17 protein-coding genes and 20 tRNA genes (1 of these 37 running past the window's edge) are annotated in these 19,539 nt (G+C 29.0%); 34 read left to right on the top strand and 3 right to left on the bottom strand.

What is annotated here, in order from left to right; all coding sequences use genetic code 11:
* Positions 1 to 71: 71 nt before the first annotated feature.
* The 6 genes from ACFYH6_RS16550 (at position 72) to ACFYH6_RS16525 (ending at position 6,899) form a co-directional block, all read left to right on the top strand.
* On the top strand, positions 72 to 296 hold the full coding sequence (locus tag ACFYH6_RS16550) for a DUF3006 domain-containing protein (RefSeq protein WP_316344542.1): 225 nt from the start codon (positions 72 to 74) through the stop codon (positions 294 to 296).
* A complete protein-coding gene (gene lepB, locus ACFYH6_RS16545) occupies positions 293 to 841 on the top strand; it encodes a signal peptidase I (RefSeq protein WP_416179771.1) in 549 nt (182 codons plus the stop codon). The genes ACFYH6_RS16550 and lepB overlap by 4 nt, the downstream gene beginning before the upstream one ends.
* A 19-nt stretch (positions 842 to 860) precedes the next feature.
* Positions 861 to 2,795 (top strand): ATP-dependent zinc metalloprotease FtsH, encoded by a 1,935-nt coding sequence (ftsH, locus tag ACFYH6_RS16540; RefSeq protein ID WP_416179709.1) that lies wholly within the window; start codon positions 861 to 863, stop codon positions 2,793 to 2,795.
* A 136-nt stretch (positions 2,796 to 2,931) separates the two neighbouring features.
* Entirely contained in the window at positions 2,932 to 5,031 is a 2,100-nt protein-coding gene (locus ACFYH6_RS16535; protein ID WP_316344539.1) for a HelD family protein, read from the top strand.
* Between the two features lie 264 nt (positions 5,032 to 5,295).
* Positions 5,296 to 5,769: a hypothetical protein gene (locus ACFYH6_RS16530; protein ID WP_416179708.1), complete on the top strand. Its 474-nt coding sequence runs from the start codon at positions 5,296 to 5,298 to the stop codon at positions 5,767 to 5,769.
* Positions 5,770 to 5,789: 20 nt separating this feature from the next.
* The gene (locus ACFYH6_RS16525) at positions 5,790 to 6,899 is read left to right on the top strand and encodes a sn-glycerol-3-phosphate ABC transporter ATP-binding protein UgpC (RefSeq protein WP_316344537.1); all 1,110 of its coding nucleotides are present in this window, start codon (positions 5,790 to 5,792) and stop codon (positions 6,897 to 6,899) included.
* 118 nt (positions 6,900 to 7,017) lie between these two features.
* On the opposite strand, the gene ACFYH6_RS16520 is transcribed toward ACFYH6_RS16525, so the two are convergent.
* Positions 7,018 to 7,671, bottom strand: coding sequence for a superoxide dismutase (locus ACFYH6_RS16520; RefSeq protein WP_316344545.1), 654 nt, complete (start codon positions 7,669 to 7,671; stop codon positions 7,018 to 7,020).
* 166 nt (positions 7,672 to 7,837) lie between these two features.
* On the opposite strand from ACFYH6_RS16520, the gene ACFYH6_RS16515 reads away from it, so the two are divergent.
* From ACFYH6_RS16515 to ACFYH6_RS16505, 3 genes are all read left to right on the top strand, one after another.
* On the top strand, positions 7,838 to 8,149 hold the full coding sequence (locus ACFYH6_RS16515) for a thioredoxin family protein (RefSeq protein ID WP_316344535.1): 312 nt from the start codon (positions 7,838 to 7,840) through the stop codon (positions 8,147 to 8,149).
* Between the two features lie 106 nt (positions 8,150 to 8,255).
* On the top strand, positions 8,256 to 8,954 hold the full coding sequence (locus ACFYH6_RS16510) for a response regulator transcription factor (protein WP_316344534.1): 699 nt from the start codon (positions 8,256 to 8,258) through the stop codon (positions 8,952 to 8,954).
* Positions 8,929 to 11,085: a sensor histidine kinase gene (locus ACFYH6_RS16505; RefSeq protein ID WP_416179707.1), complete on the top strand. Its 2,157-nt coding sequence runs from the start codon at positions 8,929 to 8,931 to the stop codon at positions 11,083 to 11,085. Before ACFYH6_RS16510 ends, ACFYH6_RS16505 begins: the two co-directional genes overlap by 26 nt.
* Positions 11,086 to 11,157: 72 nt before the next feature.
* Here ACFYH6_RS16505 and ACFYH6_RS16500 read toward each other — a convergent pair whose 3' ends face one another.
* On the bottom strand, positions 11,158 to 11,415 hold the full coding sequence (locus ACFYH6_RS16500; protein WP_416179706.1) for a hypothetical protein: 258 nt from the start codon (positions 11,413 to 11,415) through the stop codon (positions 11,158 to 11,160).
* Between the two features lie 148 nt (positions 11,416 to 11,563).
* Between ACFYH6_RS16500 and ACFYH6_RS16495 the strand changes: the two genes are divergently transcribed.
* Positions 11,564 to 13,066, top strand: a complete 1,503-nt coding sequence (locus tag ACFYH6_RS16495) for an ABC transporter substrate-binding protein (protein ID WP_316345248.1) — start codon at positions 11,564 to 11,566, stop codon at positions 13,064 to 13,066.
* Between the two features lie 37 nt (positions 13,067 to 13,103).
* Here ACFYH6_RS16495 and ACFYH6_RS16490 read toward each other — a convergent pair whose 3' ends face one another.
* A complete protein-coding gene (locus ACFYH6_RS16490) occupies positions 13,104 to 14,648 on the bottom strand; it encodes a hypothetical protein (protein ID WP_416246466.1) in 1,545 nt (514 codons plus the stop codon).
* A 97-nt stretch (positions 14,649 to 14,745) separates the two neighbouring features.
* Between ACFYH6_RS16490 and rph the strand changes: the two genes are divergently transcribed.
* The 24 genes from rph to pulA all read left to right on the top strand — a co-directional run.
* Positions 14,746 to 15,492, top strand: a complete 747-nt coding sequence (gene rph, locus ACFYH6_RS16485; RefSeq protein ID WP_316345246.1) for a ribonuclease PH — start codon at positions 14,746 to 14,748, stop codon at positions 15,490 to 15,492.
* Between the two features lie 3 nt (positions 15,493 to 15,495).
* On the top strand, positions 15,496 to 16,107 hold the full coding sequence (locus ACFYH6_RS16480) for an XTP/dITP diphosphatase (protein ID WP_316345245.1): 612 nt from the start codon (positions 15,496 to 15,498) through the stop codon (positions 16,105 to 16,107).
* Positions 16,108 to 16,116: 9 nt separating this feature from the next.
* Positions 16,117 to 16,593 (top strand): metallophosphoesterase, encoded by a 477-nt coding sequence (locus ACFYH6_RS16475; protein WP_416179704.1) that lies wholly within the window; start codon positions 16,117 to 16,119, stop codon positions 16,591 to 16,593.
* A 151-nt stretch (positions 16,594 to 16,744) separates the two neighbouring features.
* Positions 16,745 to 16,820, top strand: a tRNA-Pro gene (locus tag ACFYH6_RS16470).
* 15 nt (positions 16,821 to 16,835) lie between these two features.
* Positions 16,836 to 16,909: transfer RNA gene (locus ACFYH6_RS16465), tRNA-Gly, on the top strand.
* Positions 16,910 to 16,986: 77 nt separating this feature from the next.
* A tRNA-Arg gene (locus ACFYH6_RS16460) sits at positions 16,987 to 17,063 on the top strand.
* Positions 17,064 to 17,069: 6 nt separating this feature from the next.
* Positions 17,070 to 17,145: transfer RNA gene (locus ACFYH6_RS16455), tRNA-Pro, on the top strand.
* Between the two features lie 15 nt (positions 17,146 to 17,160).
* Positions 17,161 to 17,234: transfer RNA gene (locus ACFYH6_RS16450), tRNA-Gly, on the top strand.
* 13 nt (positions 17,235 to 17,247) lie between these two features.
* Positions 17,248 to 17,324: transfer RNA gene (locus ACFYH6_RS16445), tRNA-Arg, on the top strand.
* 6 nt (positions 17,325 to 17,330) lie between these two features.
* A tRNA-His gene (locus tag ACFYH6_RS16440) sits at positions 17,331 to 17,406 on the top strand.
* Positions 17,407 to 17,414: 8 nt separating this feature from the next.
* Positions 17,415 to 17,489: transfer RNA gene (locus ACFYH6_RS16435), tRNA-Gln, on the top strand.
* A gap of 3 nt (positions 17,490 to 17,492) precedes the next feature.
* A tRNA-Lys gene (locus ACFYH6_RS16430) sits at positions 17,493 to 17,568 on the top strand.
* Between the two features lie 9 nt (positions 17,569 to 17,577).
* Positions 17,578 to 17,661, top strand: a tRNA-Leu gene (locus ACFYH6_RS16425).
* A 27-nt stretch (positions 17,662 to 17,688) separates the two neighbouring features.
* Positions 17,689 to 17,763: transfer RNA gene (locus ACFYH6_RS16420), tRNA-Gly, on the top strand.
* Positions 17,764 to 17,769: 6 nt separating this feature from the next.
* Positions 17,770 to 17,843, top strand: a tRNA-Gly gene (locus ACFYH6_RS16415).
* Between the two features lie 27 nt (positions 17,844 to 17,870).
* Positions 17,871 to 17,947 (top strand) — tRNA-Arg (locus tag ACFYH6_RS16410).
* A 5-nt stretch (positions 17,948 to 17,952) separates the two neighbouring features.
* Positions 17,953 to 18,028 (top strand) — tRNA-Lys (locus ACFYH6_RS16405).
* Between the two features lie 6 nt (positions 18,029 to 18,034).
* Positions 18,035 to 18,110: transfer RNA gene (locus ACFYH6_RS16400), tRNA-His, on the top strand.
* 8 nt (positions 18,111 to 18,118) lie between these two features.
* A tRNA-Gln gene (locus ACFYH6_RS16395) sits at positions 18,119 to 18,193 on the top strand.
* 3 nt (positions 18,194 to 18,196) lie between these two features.
* A tRNA-Lys gene (locus tag ACFYH6_RS16390) sits at positions 18,197 to 18,272 on the top strand.
* Positions 18,273 to 18,281: 9 nt separating this feature from the next.
* A tRNA-Leu gene (locus ACFYH6_RS16385) sits at positions 18,282 to 18,365 on the top strand.
* A 27-nt stretch (positions 18,366 to 18,392) separates the two neighbouring features.
* Positions 18,393 to 18,467: transfer RNA gene (locus tag ACFYH6_RS16380), tRNA-Gly, on the top strand.
* A gap of 6 nt (positions 18,468 to 18,473) precedes the next feature.
* Positions 18,474 to 18,547: transfer RNA gene (locus ACFYH6_RS16375), tRNA-Gly, on the top strand.
* Positions 18,548 to 18,694: 147 nt separating this feature from the next.
* Positions 18,695 to 19,539 carry the 5' end (the start) of a type I pullulanase gene (gene pulA, locus ACFYH6_RS16370; RefSeq protein ID WP_416179703.1) on the top strand. Its footprint extends 1,144 nt past the window's final position, so only the first 845 of its 1,989 coding nucleotides appear in the window; the start codon lies at positions 18,695 to 18,697; its stop codon lies beyond the right edge, outside the window.

Genomic DNA, 19,539 nt, shown 5'->3' with positions numbered 1-19,539 from the left:
TTAAAATTGTAATAATATGATATACTAAAATATAATATAAATTATAGAGAGAGGTGATTAAGAGTAAAACTATGGAGAAAAAGGAATATATAATTGACAGAATAGAAGAGGAATACTTTGTATTAGAAGGTTTAGAGGGAAATATATTTAATGTAGAAAAGAAATATATAGATGATGCTGCAAAAGAAGGAGATATACTTTATAAAAAAGACAATTTTTATTATATAGATAATGAAGCTACAAAATTAAGAAAAGAAGAAATAGATAAATTAATGAAAGGATTATGGGAAGAATGACAGAAAATAATATTGGAAAGAATGAGAAAGAAAAAAGTTCAATAAAAAATTTCATTTATGAGTGGGGAGTCCCAATAATTTCAGCATTTATTATAGCTTTTCTTATAAATAAGTTTTTGTTATTTAAAGTTTTAATTCCAACTGGCTCTATGATCCCAACTTTAAATGTAGGAGATAGATTATTTGTAACAAGAGTTTATAATTTAGATAAATTAGAAAGAGGAGACATAGTAGTTTTTTATTCAGAAGAACTTCAAGAGGATTTAATTAAAAGATTAATTGGGTTACCTGGAGATAAAGTAGAAATAAAAAATGGAATTGTTTCTGTAAATGGTGAAGTATTAGAAGAAGATTATATAGGTTCGAAGGATAACTGGAATGGAGTATATGAGGTCCCAGAAGGAAAGTATTTCTTTTTAGGGGATAATAGAGAAGATTCTAAGGATTCTAGATATTGGATTAATCCTTATATCGACGGTAAAGATATTACCGGAAAAGCACAAGTCAAGGTATATCCACTAGATCAAATAGGAAAAGTAAAATAGTTTTTTGAAAGGAGATAATATGGATAATAAGAATACTGAAGAAAATAATAACAATAATAATAAAAAGCAGCATACCATAATATATGCAGTTTTAGCATTTTTATTTTTATATGGATTTACTGCAACTAAAAATTTAATGACTACAGATCAAATTAGTTATAATAGGTTTCTAAACATGCTAGAGAATAAGCAAGTAGAAAGCGTTGTTATTTCATCAAGTGACATAAAAATATTGCCTAAAGAAAATGAAGACGAAACTTCAAAAAGAAAAATATTATATACTGGTAATGTAAATGATCCAAATTTAATAAATTTATTAAATGAATCAGGAGTAGAGTATAGTGCAGAAACTATAAAAGATAATTTTTTTGCAGATTTTATCTTTAGCTGGGTGATTATGCCTATAATACTTTTTAGTATTTTTAGATTTTTAGCTGGAAGAATAGGCAAGAAAATGGGCGCTGGTCCTATGATGGGATTAGGTAAAAGTAATGCTAAGGTCTATAAAGAAAATGATATAAAAGTTACTTTTGATGACGTAGCAGGTCAAGATGAAGCAAAGGAATCACTAAAAGAAATAATAGATTACTTAAACAATGCAGCTAAGTATACAGATATTGGAGCAAAACTACCAAAGGGTGCACTTTTAGTTGGACCTCCAGGAACAGGAAAAACATTACTAGCAAAAGCAGTAGCTGGAGAGGCAAATGTACCATTTTTATCAATATCTGGTTCAAATTTTGTTGAAATGTTTGCAGGGATGGGAGCAGCTAAGGTTAGGGATTTATTCCAAGAAGCAGAAAAAAATGCTCCATGTATAATATTTATAGATGAAATAGATTCAATTGGTAAGAGTAGAGACTCTCAAATTCAAACTAATGATGAAAGAGAACAAACTTTAAATCAATTATTAACGCAAATGGATGGATTTGACTCCACTAAGGCTATAGTTGTTTTAGCTGCTACAAATAGACCAGAAATATTAGATAAGGCATTGTTAAGACCAGGAAGATTTGATAGAAGAGTTATAGTTGATAGACCTGATCTTAAAGGAAGAATAGATATTCTAAAAGTTCATTCTAAGGGTGTTAAACTTGGTGATGATGTAAACTTAGAGGAAATAGCTAAAAGTACTCCAGGAGCTGTAGGAGCAGATTTAGCGAACATAGTAAATGAAGGTGCCTTAGCAGCAGTTAAACATGACAGAGAATATGTAATTCAAGAAGATTTAAGAGAAGCTGTTGAAGTTATTATAGCGGGTAAGGAGAAAAAGGATAGAATTTTATCTCCAATGGAAAAGAGAGTAGTAGCTTTCCATGAAGTAGGTCACGCTTTAGTAGCAGCTCTTTTAGAAAATACAGACCCAGTACATAAGATTACTATAGTTCCAAGAACCATGGGGGCTTTAGGATATACAATGCAATTACCAGAAGAAGAAAAATATCTTGTTTCTAAAGAAGAATTGACTAATCAAATAATGGTTATGCTAGGTGGTAGGTCTGCAGAAGAAGAGGTATTTAATTTAGTTTCAACTGGAGCATCTAATGATATAGAAAGAGCTACTAAAACAGCAAGAAGTATGGTAACTATATATGGAATGACTGATAAATTTGATATGATGGCTTTAGAATCTCCTCAAAACAGATATTTAGACGGAAGAGCTGTGAGAGAATGTAGTGAAGAAACATCAACTTTAATTGATCAAGAAGTATTAGATATCATAAGAACTTGTCATAAAAATACTAGAAAGATATTAAATGAAAACAGAGATTTACTAGATAAAATTTCTGAATATCTACTAGAAAAGGAAACAATATTTGGCGATGAGTTTATGAATTTTGTTTATGAAAAATATCCAGAATTAAAGAAAAAGAAAGAAAAAAAGGATAGAGATAAGGAATCTAATAAATCTGAGACTGATATATTAGTAGATGATAATACAGATATTCTTTAGAAAAAGAATATTTAAAATCAAGTTGATTTAAAACAAACAGAAGTTTAAAATAATAAAAGTTGGTTAGTTTAATGGAAGAGTGTACAAATTTTTTGTTACACTCTTTCTTAGTAAAAAGTCAAAGGGGGAAATACTCTTGGATAAATTTGAATTCTTAAGAGAAGAAGAAAACCTAAAAAAAACATTAAACATTCTTAATGATGAAACATTAAATTATATAGAAAAGAGAAAAGCTATTTCTGAATATATACTTGACTATAGAAAGAAGTATATTGAAGAATATAGGGATGATGAAGATAAATTAATAGAATATTTCGATCATGAAAGGTATATAAAAGAAGAAAGTTATAAGGCTATAGATAGAAAGTTATCTGAATTTGTTAAGTTAAAGGAATCACCTTATTTCGGAAAGATTAATTTCGTTGATGATGGCTTTAATGAAGAATTATATATTGGAAGATATGGATTAACACCAGAAGGTACTTATGATCCAGTAATTGTAGACTGGAGAGCACCTGTTGCATCTTTATTTTATAAAGGTATGCTAGGAGAAACTACTTATTCAAGCCCCCAAGGAGAAATACCTGTAGATATATTAGGCAGAAGACAGCTTATGGTTAAGAAAGCTAAATTAGAGGGGTATTTTGATTCTGATATTAATATACAGGACGAAATATTACAAATGGTGCTATCTTCTAATTCAGGAGAAAAACTTAAAGATATAGTAAATACAATTCAAAAGGAACAAGATGAAATAATAAGAGCAGATAGAAATAAAGTTGTTGTAGTTAATGGGGTAGCTGGGTCAGGTAAAACTACAATAGCTCTTCATAGAGTAGCATACCTTTTATATAACTATAGACAACAATTAACTGACAAAGTATTAATTCTTGGGCCAAATGATATATTTATGGATTATATATCAGAAGTTTTACCTAATTTAGGAGAAACTGCAGTTAAGAATGAAACCTTCTTATCATTTGCATATAAGGAAATAGGTTTAAAGGAAGATGTTAAAGACATAACTTCTTATTTAGAAGAGGTTTTAAAAGGAAACGAAGAAGTAATTAATGAAATAAAATATAAGTCATCTAAGGAGTTCATTGATTTACTAGATAAAAAGATAATGGAAATAGAAGAAAGTTATTTCCAAATACAGCCAGTTATCTTTTTAAATGAAGAAATAGTATCAATAGAAGAAATAAATGAATTATTTGAAAAACATTATAAATACATGCCTATATTTAGAAGAAGTCAAAAGGTTAAAAGAATTTTATTTGCTAAGATTAAAGACATAAGAGATGAAAAGGTTAGAGAAATTAATATAAATGCTAAAGATGAAAAGGCAAAATTATCAGCAGATGAACTAGCTATTGAAGAAAATAATATAGAATTTAGAAGAAGAATTGCAATAAGAGATGTGGTTAGAGAAGTTATGAAATCTAAAGCTGATATAGAAGCTTGGATTGATAACGAAGAAGTGGTTAATATTTATAAGAAATTTATGAATACTGAAAAGTTATCATATTTAGATTTAGCTGGGATTCTATATCTAATGATAAAATTAGATGGAAAAAAATCAGATTACGAAGTTAAACATATTGTTATTGATGAAGCTCAAGATTATAATATGCTTCAGTTTATAGTTCTTAAGGAATTAACAGGTTGTAGAAGTTATACAATAGTAGGTGATTCAAATCAAAGACTAGTTAAGGCTGAAGAAGTACCTGCAATGTTAAGATTAAAAGATATTTTTGGTGGATTCTTTAATTTATATCAATTAAATAAAAGCTATAGATCTACTTATCAAATTATGGAATATGCTAATAAGTTTTTAGATGAAGATGTTGTAGTACCTTTTGTTAGAAAGGGAGAATTTGATGTTTTAGAAACTATAGTTCCAAAGGGAGATACTGAAGATTTAATAGAAGTTATATTAAATCTTTTAGAAGACTATCAAGAAGAAAAATATGAAAATATAGCTATAATAACTAAGGATAAGGAAGAAGTAAATATTATTTCACCAGAGCTTAAAAAGCGTACTAATATTTTAGCCTTCAATAAATCTGATATAGTTTATAGAGGAGGAAAGGTTCTTGTTCCTTCTTATTATGCTAAAGGATTAGAATTTGATGCTGTAATATTAGTTGATTTTGATGAAAACACTGATAATTTAATTAAATATATAATGAGTACAAGGGCATTGCATAGATTATCAGTAATAAAAATAAGATAAAAAATTATAATATAAATAACTTTTTATAAATTTTTTCTTTAATTTTAAGGAGATAAATCTTATATAAGAGCAACTTATAGTTTGTGAGATTGCAAGAAATATAAGATTTATCTCTTTTTTATTGTAAAAACTCACAATATATATCTAGATTTATTAGTCATTATTTAGGAAAGCAGCACTAAAAGTTGAATAAATTTGAAATTATAATAAAAGATAATATAATTAAAACATAAGCTTTGTGTAAACGGTATAGGAGGGATGTAGATGGATTGCTTTTATGAGCAGTTTCAGACAAAGGACTATCATGGAATAGAGAAAATAATGAACATTTTATCAAAAGCATCTCTAGCTATATCAATAGTGCTAATAGCAATGTTGAATATAGTAGGAGCAATATTTTTTGCATTAGTATATTTCGGTATTTTTATATTATCAAGAAGGATAATAGTAGAGTATGAATATGAGCTTACAGGAAATGATCTTTCAATTTATAAGATTATGAATAAGAGCAAAAGAAAGGAAATAGGAAGCTTTAATATAAGAGAAATATCTAGTGTAAAAACTTTAGACAAGCTAAGTAGTAATACTAAAATTATAAAAGCTTATTTAGAGGAATCAGGAATTAAGTCCATGGTCTATATAGTTAATACTTCTAAAGGAGTTACAGGCTTTCAATTGGCAATGGATGAGAAATTAATAGAGTTTATTAAAAGAGTTAACCCATTAGTATTTTATTAATATATTTGGAGGAGAGAAATATGGCAGGTTTAAAATTAAAAGGGATTCAAAAAGTATATGAGAATGGATTTGAAGCAGTTAAGGACTTCAATTTAGATATTGAAGACAGAGAATTTATTGTTTTCGTTGGTCCATCAGGATGTGGTAAATCAACAACTTTAAGAATGATTGCAGGATTAGAAGAAATATCAAGTGGGGAATTATATATTGATGATAAATTAGTAAATGATGTTGCTCCTAAAGATAGAGATATAGCTATGGTTTTCCAAAACTATGCTTTATATCCACATATGACTGTTTATGAAAATATGGCATTTGGATTAAAACTTAGAAAAATGCCAAAAGCTGAAATAGATAAAAAGGTTAGAGAAGCAGCTAAGATATTAGACATAGAACATTTATTAGATAGAAAGCCAAAGGCATTATCAGGTGGACAAAGACAAAGAGTTGCTATGGGAAGAGCTATAGTTAGAAGTCCAAAGGTATTCTTAATGGACGAACCTTTATCAAATCTTGATGCTAAATTAAGAGTTCAAATGAGAATAGAAATATCAAAATTATATAATGAATTAAACACAACATTTATATATGTTACACATGACCAAACAGAAGCAATGACTTTAGGAACTAGAATAGTAGTTATGCAAGATGGAGTTATTCAACAAGTTGCATCACCTACTGAAATATATAATCATCCAGCTAATCTTTTCGTTGCAGGATTTATTGGAAGTCCTCAAATGAATATGACATATGGACAAACTTCTGTTGAAAATGGAAGACAATATGTTAAAGTATTCGATAAATTAATGGAAATTCCAGCAGATAAGGTTAAAGCTATAAAAGAAAAGAATGCAGAAAATATAGACGTAATAGTTGGAGTAAGACCAGAAAACATATATCACACTAAGGAAGAATTGGCAAAACCAGGAGTTGTTACTTTTAATGGAGTAGTTGACTTAATGGAAAACTTAGGTGCTGAAATCTATATTCACATTAAAAAAGATGGAGCAAACTTTATCATTAAATCAAGAACAGTTGCAGATTACAAAATTGGTGATCCAATTGAATTCGGATTTGATGCTAATAAGATTCATATATTCGATAAAGAAGAACAAAACACAATATTCTAGTTAAAATGTAAAATGTAGAATTAAGGAAGAAACTCCTTGAGGAGTTTCTAAAATAACTGAATATTTAAAAAATGGAGCTGAAGAATAGCTCCATTTTTTTATGATATTTTTAGCATAATTATTTATTAATTGAACTATAGTTATTCTCTACTTGTTTCCAATTAACTACATGCCACCAATTATCTATATAATCTCCACGTCTATTTTGGTATTTTAAATAGTAAGCATGTTCCCATACATCTATTCCTAATATTGGAGTTAACCCTTGAGAAATTGGTGAGTCTTGATTAGCAGTAGAGATTATAGATAGCTTTCCATCCTTATCCAAAACAAGCCAAGCCCATCCAGAACCAAATCTTCCCAAAGCAGCATCTTTGAACTTGCTTTTAAAATTATCAAGAGAACCAAATTCTTTATTAATAGCTTTTAATAATTCTCCTTTTGGGGTTTGATCTTTTTCAGGAGACATTACTGACCAAAAGAACTCATGATTATAAACTCCACCTGCATTATTTTTAACAGTTTCTCTCACATCTTCTGGAATTGAGTTTAAATCCTTTAAAATTCCCTCTAATCCTTTTTTATATAATTCAGGATATTTAGCAATTGCCTTATTTAAATTATCTAAATATGCTTTTTCATGTTTATCATGATGAAGCATCATGGTTTCCTTATCTATATATGGTTCTAATGCATCATAAGCATAAGGCAAAGGCTTAAGTTCAAATTGAGAATCGCCTAAGATATTACTTTTGGCTGTAAGTGTAGGCATTAAAGTAATAAAGGAAATAATTGATAGGGTTGCTAGTATTAATATTGTATATTTTTTCTTCAAATTAAACACCTCCTTTTTTAGTATTTACAATGAAAAGAAATTTTATAAACAATTTATTTAAATGATATAATAAATATAAAATTAAGCTAAAGGTGGAGGAGTTATGAAAAAAGAACAAATAGAAGAATTTACAAAGGAAAATTTGATAAGTATAGTGTATTTTAGTGGCTCAATTTGTGGAGCTTGTGATGCTATAAAAGAAAAAGTATTACATGTTATAAAAGATTATAATGAAGTGAAGTTCTTAGAAGTAAATGCTATAGAAAATAAAGAAATTGCAGCAGAATATAATATTTTTTCATTACCTATTTTATTGTTATTTGTCAATGAAAAAGAAACATTAAGATTAGGAAGATATTTTGATATATTAGAGTTTAAGAATTCATTAGATAGATATTATAATATGATTTTTTAAGAATTCCTTAATAATTTTGATACTAACTTTGTAACTTATTGTTACTATCATTATTAGCATAGGAAGTTACTTTAATTACGTTTAGATTTTAATTATAGGGGGACATATGAATAAGTACAATATTTTAGTAGTGGATGATGATAAAGAGATTACAGAAGCCATTGAAATTTATCTTTTAAATGAAGGATATAACGTTTTTACTGCTTACGATGGAATTCAAGCATTAAGGATTGCGAGAGAAGAAGATATTCATTTAATAATTATGGATATAATGATGCCAAGCCTTGATGGAACTAGAGCTACTATTGAACTAAGGAAGGAAAAAGAAATTCCAATAATAATGCTTTCTGCAAAAGCAGAGGACTCAGATGTAATTCTAGGTCTTAATTTAGGAGCTGATGATTATTTAACTAAGCCCTTTAATCCTTTAGAGCTTATAGCAAGAGTAAACTCTCAAATAAGGAGATACACAAGATTTTCTTCATTAAATGATAATATTAATAAAGATGTAATTACAGTAGGAGGATTAGAATTAAATAAAGAAAGCAAGTCTGTTACTGTGAATGGTAAGGAAGTTAATTTAACTCCATTGGAATTTAAAATATTAAGTCTTCTTATGAACAACCTAGGTAGAGTTTTTTCTATAGAAGAGATTTACGAAAGAGTTTGGAATGAAGCCCCTTATAATGTAGATACTGTAACTGTCCATATAAGGAGGATAAGGGAGAAAATAGAGGTAGACCCTAGAAATCCTCAATATGTAAAGGTGGTGTGGGGAGTTGGATACAAAGTCGACAAGAAATAAATTTTTTAAAGATATAGGAACATTTATATTTTTAATTCTGATAATATTTTTTTCTATTTCTTTAATTGGTACAGTAAGAGAACATAGAAATTTCAAATCAAATTTCGGAGATACTCTTTTTGATAATAATTTAATAGTAAGTGAAGTTTTAGAACTAGATAATGTATTAAAAGAATATACAGTTTTATATTTGGATTTAGATGGGAATAAAAAAGAGAATGTATATAATAAAAGAATAGAAGAAAGTAATTCAGATAAAGAGAACTCTATAAGAGAAGTTGAAAATAATATAAGAGAAGAAGCAAAAGAAAGTAATTTATCAGAAGAAGAAATAAAAAAACAAATAGAAGAAGTAAGAGCAAGTATTATGTCAGAAGATGGTGTAGATAATTATTATAGTCAGGTAATGAATTCTGCAAATAATATTATTTATAAAAATATAAATATAGAGTTTTTCTTTAAAGATAGCTCAGGAGCAAAGGTTACAAATATAAAAGACAATAATATTGAAGATGAAATAGATAATAATGCTTTTTTGAATAATGAAGATTATTATTATATGTATTTGCCAAGTTCTAAATTGAAAGTAAATAATACTTTTTATTCTAATGAGTTAATAGATATATATAACTCAATAAGACACAGTAATGATGATGTAAGTAGATTTTATAGAATACCTAAGGAATTAAAACAAGGAGATTTACTTTATAATATATCATTAGAAAGAGAAGAAGCTTCAAGTATTTTGTATAAAAAAATAGCAGTTACAGCTGTATTTGGAGCTTTAACTTTAATATTTGCTTTTGTAGCCTTTAGGAATAGAAAAAATAAAACTACAAGTTATATAGAAGATTTGTATAATAAGGTCCCTATAGATTTAAGAACTTTAGTTTTCGTATATAGTTTAGTTTTGATTAATTCTTTAATTTTTAATGTAATACCTTACTATGGAAATAACTATTACTGTAATAGCATACTTTTAAAATCATATATCCTTATTGTATTAGACTATTATTTTATAAAAGATTTAATTTTGATTTTAGAAAAGAAGAGGACTATGGGTAAGATATTAATATTGAAGATATATAATTATATGTTAGATATTATTAAAAGTAATGAATTTATAAAAACTAATAAGTTCAAGTTTATATTTGTTATATGTTTATCTATATTAGCTTTATTTTGTTTATGGGTAGAATCATTTGCTTATTGGTCCTATGGACTTATGATATTCTCAAAAGCTTATTTATGTATATATTTAATAGCAGCATCAATTTTATCTGTAATAATATTTAGAGAGATTACTATATTAGAATCTAACGCATTAAGAATATCTAAAGGGAATTATAAAGATGAATCAAAAAAAGGAAAGATTATAGTTTTAAAAAACATAGAAAATAATCTTAATACTATTGAAGATGGACTTAAAGAAGCTTTAGATAAAGCAATAACTAGTGAAAAAATGAAAAGTGAATTAATAACTAATGTTTCTCATGATTTAAAAACACCGCTTACATCTATTATTAATTATGTTGATCTTCTTAAAGAAGAAAATATAACTGAGGATAAAAGAGCTAGGTATATAGAAGTACTAGATATGAAATCTAAAAGATTAAAAATATTAATTGAAGATTTATTTGAAGCCTCTAAGGCAGTATCAGGGACTATGAATTTTCAAAAAGAAGATTTAAATATAGTTTCTTTATTAAGACAAGTCATAGGAGAACTAGAAGAAAAGATTTCTGAAGCTAACTTAAATATAGTAACTAAGTGGCCAGAGGAAAGAATAATATTATATTTAGATGGAAGAAAAATCTATAGAGTATATGAAAATCTATTAAATAATATAATTAAGTATTCTATGGAGGGGTCTAGAGTATATATTGAAGTTATCAGCAATGACGATGAGATTATAATAACTATGAAGAATATATCAGCATATCAAATTGATTTTTCTTCAGAAGAAATTGTAGAAAGATTTAAAAGAGGTGATAAATCTAGGAGCACAGAAGGATCAGGCCTAGGTTTATCTATAGCGAAGAGTATAGTAGAACTGCAAGGTGGGGATTTTAAGATAGAAATAGATGGTGATCTATTTAAAGTAATAACTAAATTTAAGAAAAATAATTAAATAACTATTTTACATTCTACAATTTTAATAAGAGGCTGTAATGACAGCCTCTTATTTCTATTTAAATATAATTTAATCTTCTTCATTTAACAAATCATCAATACCTACTAAGGTTTCATCAGAATTTTCATTAAGAGTACTATTATTTTTATAAGTAAGTTGATTTAAAACTTGATAAATTTTTTCAAATATATAATTCTCAATTCTTTTTGTTTTGTAGTATTTATTAAAAATAATAAAACTCCATATTCCTATAATAGAAAATATTATCATAAATAAAGTACCTATACCATAAAAGACTAGTTGAAAAATCTGCACTGCTAAATCCATATTAATATTCCTCCCAAATTCAGATAAAGATATTATAACATATGGAAAAGTATAATTTGTATATTTATATAAATAATAATATTTTTGATTAGTTAAGCATTTATATGGATATAATTCTAAAAGATACCAATGAAAAGGAGAAGTATATATGAAGAAATTAATAATAACACTTATATCATCAGTGTTAGTTGTTAGCTTTTTAATAGGTTTTATAGATGTTTCCACTCCGCAAACTAAAAATGATAATAATGAAGTTATATATTCAGTTTCACAAATTCCAACAGATTTTAAAGCGGTGGGAAGTTTAAATAAAAGAGCTCAGGATATAGTTACAGCAACTAGCAGAGGATTAGTAGAATTAAATGAAAATAATGAAATTAAACCTTCTTTAGCAGAAAGTGTTGAAGTAAGGGATGATGGACTAGAATATGATTTTAAGATAAGAAGTGATGTATTTTGGAGTGATGGAAGCAGAATAACTTCAGAAGATATTGCTATGTTTTTTAGAGAAATATTAACAGAAGAAAATGAAGAAAATATAGTAGCGTTATTAAATGTATATGGAGCTAAAAGCTTTAGAGAGGGAGAAGGGTCCTTTACTAAAGATGTGGGGATAAGCTTTAATGAAGATAATATAACTTTTAGGTTAAACTCAAAGGATAATAAATTTATTGAAGAGCTTACTACTCCTCAATATAGAGTTAGAAAAGATGTTTTGCTTTGGGAGAATATAAAAAATAATTATAAGGATTTGATTTATTCAGGTTATTATAGCATTGAAGAAATTAGTATGTCTGAATTAAGTCTTAAAAAAAATAATAATATCAATTTAAACATTGCAAATAAAATAAAAATTATTCCTTATGAAGAAGAAGAGGTAGCAATGGCTTCTTTTGAAATAGGGAAAAGAGATATAGTTATTAATCCACCTAAGAGCCAATTAAGTAGATTGAAGTCAGAAGGAAGATTAATTAATTTAAAATCAAATAGAGCTATGTATTTGGCTTTTAATCCTAAGGACGATACCTTGCAGATAGGGGATAGAAAAGGAGTATATAATTTAATTAATAAGGCTTTTCAAGAGTATCAGATAAATAATAGTATGTATATTGAATTAGCTGATGGAAGCTATTTTAGAGATGATAAAGAAGATTTAGAGAAGCTCCAAGCAAGGAAGGTAATGAGCAGAGAAACTGCAGAAGAAGGTATTAGTATTAAGTCTGTACATATGATAGCAGAAGAAAGTAATGAAAATAAGGAAATATGTGATTTTTTAGTTTCATGGGTTGAAAACAACTCTGATACTAATTTAATTTATGATTTAGTCACTAAGGAAGAATTAAATTCTATTGATAAAGGAAATTATTATGATTTTGCATTAATTCAGGGGGATTTAATATTCTCTAAGGATACATCGATTTACAATAACTTATTAAACTTTTTGGATAGTAGTAATAAAGAAAAGTTTTTGATTGCTAAAACAGAAGGGGAGAGAGAGAATATCTTCATAAATATTGAAGAAGAATTGTTTAGTAATTATACTATTTTACCATTGATTTTTTATAATGATAATATTGCTATAAACAAGAAAATTAAAAATTTAGTACTAGATGGTAACGGCAACATTAATTTTAGTGAAATAGAAAAATAATAAGACTGAGAATTTCTCAGTCCTATTATTTTATATCTTAATTATCTACAGTTTTTTCTTTAACATCCTTATCTTTTTCTCTAATATCATTATTTTCATCATCTATTTTTTCATCATCTACTTCAAAATCATTATCATCCACAGAATCTTCATCAATGACTCTATAATTTGATGAATTAGATAATAAATTTGTTTCTAACATAAAATCATTAATAAATAAGAATATTATTAAATTATATATATAAAGATTTTTATAACTATCAAAAGATGAATTAGATGAACTAAAGGAATCCTTCTTTTTTGAATAAGTAATATTTTTCTTAAATATTGGTGCTACCCCCAAATTTGATGGCGATTGGGTAGTAGACATCTTAAAAAAGCTTTCATCTAGCATATCAGAGGAGTTAAAAGTTAATCCTCTATATCTTTCGGCATCATCTAAAGTAGGTGCATCTGGCCAGGAAGTTACTATTCCTGAAGTAATAAATAATTTTCTATATAATTGAGAGAGCATATTTTTATATTCCATTTCTCTATTATCTTCCTTAGAATACATAAATAATGCTAAAAAGTAAAAAGTTATATCAAAACAACTATATTTTAAATCCTTTTTACTTGATAATTTTAAGAAAATATCCTTCTCATCATCATATAGTGATAATAAATTATTTATTATATCTTTGGCTTTTTCATTAAAGGTAATCATTTGAGTATGTTTAAATGATAGCATTAAGTTTATTGCAAATAATGAAGTAAAATCTAATGAATCAACATAATAGTCCTTTTCATCAAATTTGTTAATTAAGAAATCTGTTAGATCGATAATTAATATTTTAGCATCATTATTTTTTGAATTACTATAGAACATATTGATAGCAGTTAGTATTTTACATATTTCTTCAAAGGAGCATTCATATATTTTTTCTTTAAATTCAATAAGTGTATTTAGTATTTCCATTGAAAAGTTATTATAATCTAATGAAAGTTTATCTTCAGGGTATAATATTGAATATAGATTATAAGCAAACATCATGAAAGCTTGGTCAGAGAACTTAAATTTATTATTTTTTTCTACAAGATTATAGCCTTTATGATTATTTTCAGATAAATTCTTTTTCTCAGTAAAAACACCTTCATTATTTCTGAGATTAATTGAATAAAATTCAAGTTGTCTTTTGGAAAGTTTTTTATACACCTTAGAATAGGCATATAATTTTTCATCTACATCTTTAAATCTTGAATAATAAGTAGATAAATTAAGTATACTTGTAGTCAATAGTGCATTAGTTGTTGGGCAAATTTCCTTTTTAAAGGATTCTTCATCAAACCCATTATAATTCTTGCTATGAATATAGTTTGGAGATGCTTTTCTATATATACATAGTAGTGGAGAAAAATTGGTGGATGTGGTAATATCAATAGAGGATGATAATTTTTTATAATTTTTAGTAGAATCAACTAATCCACATTTTGACTCTAGTACTAAAGTTCGTATGGCCTCTTTTGATAAATAAAAAAGTTGGCCGTTAATTTCTTTATAAGATAATTTATTCATTCTAAAATATGGTCCTATATATCGCAAATTCTTCACCTCTTCATTAATCCTCATATTAATAATATGAGTTTAAAGTTAAAATAGTGCATAAATTTTTATAGTATTAAGAAATGGAGGTAATAACATGAGAATAGATGGAAGAAAAAATGATCAAGTGAGATCAACTAAAATTACTAGAGGATATACAAAGTATGCAGAAGGCTCTGTATTAATAGAAGTTGGCGATACAAAGGTAATTTGTACAGCCTCTATAGAAGATAAAGTACCACCTTTTTTAAAAGGTCAAGGTGAAGGGTGGATAACAGCTGAATATAATATGTTACCAAGATCTACTGGAACAAGAAAGGTTAGAGATATAGCTAGACTAAAGATAGATGGTAGAACTATGGAGATTCAAAGGTTAATAGGAAGAGCCTTAAGATCTGTTATGGATTTAAAAGCACTTGGTGAAAAAACTATTTGGATAGATTGTGATGTAATACAAGCAGATGGAGGTACAAGAACAACTTCTATTACTGGTGCCTTTGTGGCTTTAGTAGATGCAGTCAATAAACTTCATAAAGAAAAACCTTTTGAAGTTTATCCAATAAGAAAATTTGTAAGTGCAACAAGTGTAGGAATTCTTAATGAAGAAAAAATACTGGACTTATGTTATGAGGAAGACTCTAATGCAAAAGTAGATATGAATGTAATAGCTACAGATGAAGGAGAGTTTATAGAAATTCAAGGTACAGGTGAAGAATCTCCATTTAGTAGAAGTGAATTAAATGAATTACTAGATTTAGCTCAAAAAGGAATTAAGCAAATGGTTCAAATCCAAAAAGATGCATTAAAGATGGATGCACTATGGATAGGGACTGGAGGAAAATAGTTTATGAAAAAGTTAATTATTGCTAGTAATAATTCAGGTAAAATAAAAGAGATAAAAAGAATTTTAAGGGATATTGATATTGATGTTTTATCATTAAAGGATATAGGATTAAACATAGATGTAGAAGAAGATGGGCTTACTTTTGAAGAAAATGCAAAAAAGAAAAGTACAGAAATATATAAGGAATTAATTAAAAAAGGTGAAAGTAATTTTATCATTATGTCAGATGATTCTGGTTTAGAAGTTGAATATTTAAATGGTGAGCCAGGAGTTTTTTCAGCAAGATATGCTGGTGAGCATGGAAATGATAAAAAAAATAATGAAAAACTTCTTTTAAATTTAGAAGGAGTTGATTATAAAAATAGAAAAGCAAGATTTGTTTGTCAATTAGCAATTATAAATGATAAGAATGAATATAGGGGTATAAAAGGAACCGTTGAAGGTTATATATTAGAGAATGAAAAAGGGAATGGTGGCTTTGGATATGATCCATTGTTCTTTTATGAACCATTAAATAAAAGTTTTGCTGAACTTACTATTGAAGAGAAGAATAAGATATCACACAGAGGAAATGCACTTCAAAAGGCTAGAAAAATAATTGAGGAATTATTGTAGGAGGGAAAAATGAAAATTGCTGTTATAAGTGATTCACATTATGAAGCTTCTAATATAAATGCAGTAAAAAAATATCTTAAAGATGTAGATGTTTTAATACATTGTGGAGATGGAGCTCCAGACACTAGAATTTTAGAGAAGGACTTTAACGGAGAAATATATGCCGTTAAAGGAAATTGTGATATGAGTAATGAATATCCCAATGAAAGAATAATAGATGTTATGGGAGTAAAGATATTCATAACTCATGGTAATATGTACAATGTAAAATATGAATATAATACTATATTTTATAAGGGAAAATCAGTTGGAGCTGACATAGTTCTTTTTGGTCATTCACATAAGGCCCTAATAAGTAATTATGATGGAATTATTATAATGAATCCTGGAAGTATAACTTTTCCTTATGGAAGCACCAAAAGAACAATGGGATTTATAGAAATAGATAAGGGGAAAAAGCCTGAGTTATATATTCAGGAAATATAGTTATTAGGCTAAGCAATCCGTTTTATTATTGTATTATTGTTATGTTTTATGTAAAAAACATATATTTTTATTAATTTTATTTAAAAAAAGCTATTGACGGATTGCTATTCCTATTGTAGAATAAACATTGTCGCTGAGAGATATTAGATATCGGGGTGTGGCGCAGATGGGAGCGCGCGTGGTTTGGGACCATGAGGTCGCAGGTTCAATCCCTGTCACCCCGACCATTTAAAACCTAATATGCGGGTGTAGCTCAATGGTAGAGCCCTTGCCTTCCAAGCAAGTTACGTGAGTTCGATTCTCATCACCCGCTCCACTAAAAAGGTTTAAAAAAAAGATATTGACAAGTAGACAGTAATGATATAAAATAACTTATGTTCTTTACGAGAATATGCGTGTTTAGCTCAGCTGGATAGAGCAACGCCCTTCTAAGGCGTGGGCCAGGAGTTCGAATCTCTTAACACGCACCATAATCTCGGGGTGTGGCGCAGATGGGAGCGCGCGTGGTTTGGGACCATGAGGTCGCAGGTTCAATCCCTGTCACCCCGACCATTTAAAACCTAATATGCGGGTGTAGCTCAATGGTAGAGCCCTTGCCTTCCAAGCAAGTTACGTGAGTTCGATTCTCATCACCCGCTCCATTTAAATTAATATGCGTGTTTAGCTCAGCTGGATAGAGCAACGCCCTTCTAAGGCGTGGGCCAGGAGTTCGAATCTCTTAACACGCACCATTAATGGTGAACGTAGTTCAGTTGGTAGAGCGCCAGTTTGTGGCACTGGTTGTCGTGGGTTCGAGTCCCATCGTTCACCCCATTAAATACTGGGATATCGCCAAGCGGTAAGGCACCGCACTTTGACTGCGGTATTCGTAGGTTCGAATCCTGCTATCCCAGCCATGTGGTTTACTAGCTCATTCGGTAGAGCACTTGACTTTTAATCAAGGTGTACCGGGTTCGATTCCCGGGTAAGCCACCAAATATATATGCAGATGTGGCGGAATTGGCAGACGCACTAGACTTAGGATCTAGCGCCATTGGCGTGGGGGTTCGACTCCCTTCATCTGCACCATATATATTTTAAAATTACAAAAGATAAGCGGAAGTGGCTCAATGGTAGAGCGTCACCTTGCCAAGGTGAATGTTGCGGGTTCGAGTCCCGTCTTTCGCTCCATAATATGCGGGTGTAGCTCAATGGTAGAGCCCTTGCCTTCCAAGCAAGTTACGTGAGTTCGATTCTCATCACCCGCTCCATAAACATAATATGTTAATGGTTAATACGCGTGTTTAGCTCAGCTGGATAGAGCAACGCCCTTCTAAGGCGTGGGCCAGGAGTTCGAATCTCTTAACACGCACCAGTTATGCGTTATTAGCTCAGTTGGTAGAGCACCTGACTCTTAATCAGGGTGTCCCGGGTTCGATCCCCTGATAACGCACCATTAATGGTGAACGTAGTTCAGTTGGTAGAGCGCCAGTTTGTGGCACTGGTTGTCGTGGGTTCGAGTCCCATCGTTCACCCCATTAAATACTGGGATATCGCCAAGCGGTAAGGCACCGCACTTTGACTGCGGTATTCGTAGGTTCGAATCCTGCTATCCCAGCCATGTGGTTTACTAGCTCATTCGGTAGAGCACTTGACTTTTAATCAAGGTGTACCGGGTTCGATTCCCGGGTAAGCCACCAAATATATATGCAGATGTGGCGGAATTGGCAGACGCACTAGACTTAGGATCTAGCGCCATTGGCGTGGGGGTTCGACTCCCTTCATCTGCACCATATATATTTTAAAATTACAAAAAATAAGCGGAAGTGGCTCAATGGTAGAGCGTCACCTTGCCAAGGTGAATGTTGCGGGTTCGAGTCCCGTCTTTCGCTCCATAATACGCGGGTGTAGCTCAATGGTAGAGCCCTTGCCTTCCAAGCAAGTTACGTGAGTTCGATTCTCATCACCCGCTCCAAAAAAAGCTTACGAGTTATCGTAAGCTTTTTTATTTTTTATAAAATAACAAAAAAGTATTTATGTATTTTGTATTTTAAACAAAACATAGAGAAAAGATATAAAAATAAAAAATTTTATAATATAATAGCTTTAAGGAGGTGATTATATGGTCAAGCTGTTTGAAAAATATTCAGTAGAAGATTTTGATGAATTGTATAAATATGATGGGAAATTAGGAGCAATTTATAGTAAAGAAAAAACTATTTTTAAGCTTTGGGCACCTTTAGCAGATTCGGTGAAAATAATATTTTTTGGTAATGATGGATATAGGTATAATATAGCTCCTGATAAAGTTGAGAGCATGGAATATAAAGAGAATGGTATATGGGAAATAGAAATTCTTGGAGACTTAAATGGAGAGTTTTATAATTATATTATAAAAAGAGAAGAAACAGAATATGAAGTAGTAGATCCATATGCAAAAGCAGTAGGGGTTAATGGTAATAGAGGAATGGTAATAGACTTGAGGGAGACTAATCCTTTAGGATGGGAAAATCACAAAATTCCCCAATTAGATAGTCCTTTAGATGCAATTATATATGAAGCAAACGTTAGAGACTTTACAATAGATGATAACTCTGGTGTTCATAATGATATAAAAGGAAAGTTCAAAGGATTTCATAAGGATACCTCATATTTGGAAAGTGAAATAAAAACAGGAGTAAATCATCTAAAAGAATTAGGAGTAAACGTTATACAACTACTACCGATATTCGATTATAAAAATTTAAATGAAATGTATTTTAATGAGAATGAATATAATTGGGGATATGACCCTTTAAACTACAATGTTCCAGAGGGATCTTATTCAACAAATCCATATAATAGTGAAGTTAGGATAAGGGAATTAAAAGAATTAATAATGAATCTTCATGAATTAGGATTCAAAGTTGTTATGGACGTAGTATATAATCATACTGCTGATACTGAAAATTCTAATTTTAATAAAAT

This window comes from Clostridium sp. HCS.1, from assembly GCF_047900555.1.
Lineage (GTDB): Bacteria > Bacillota > Clostridia > Clostridiales > Clostridiaceae > Clostridium.
The sequence above is the reverse complement of the archived record's forward strand: the minus strand, read 5'-3'. Positions and strand labels throughout refer to the sequence as shown.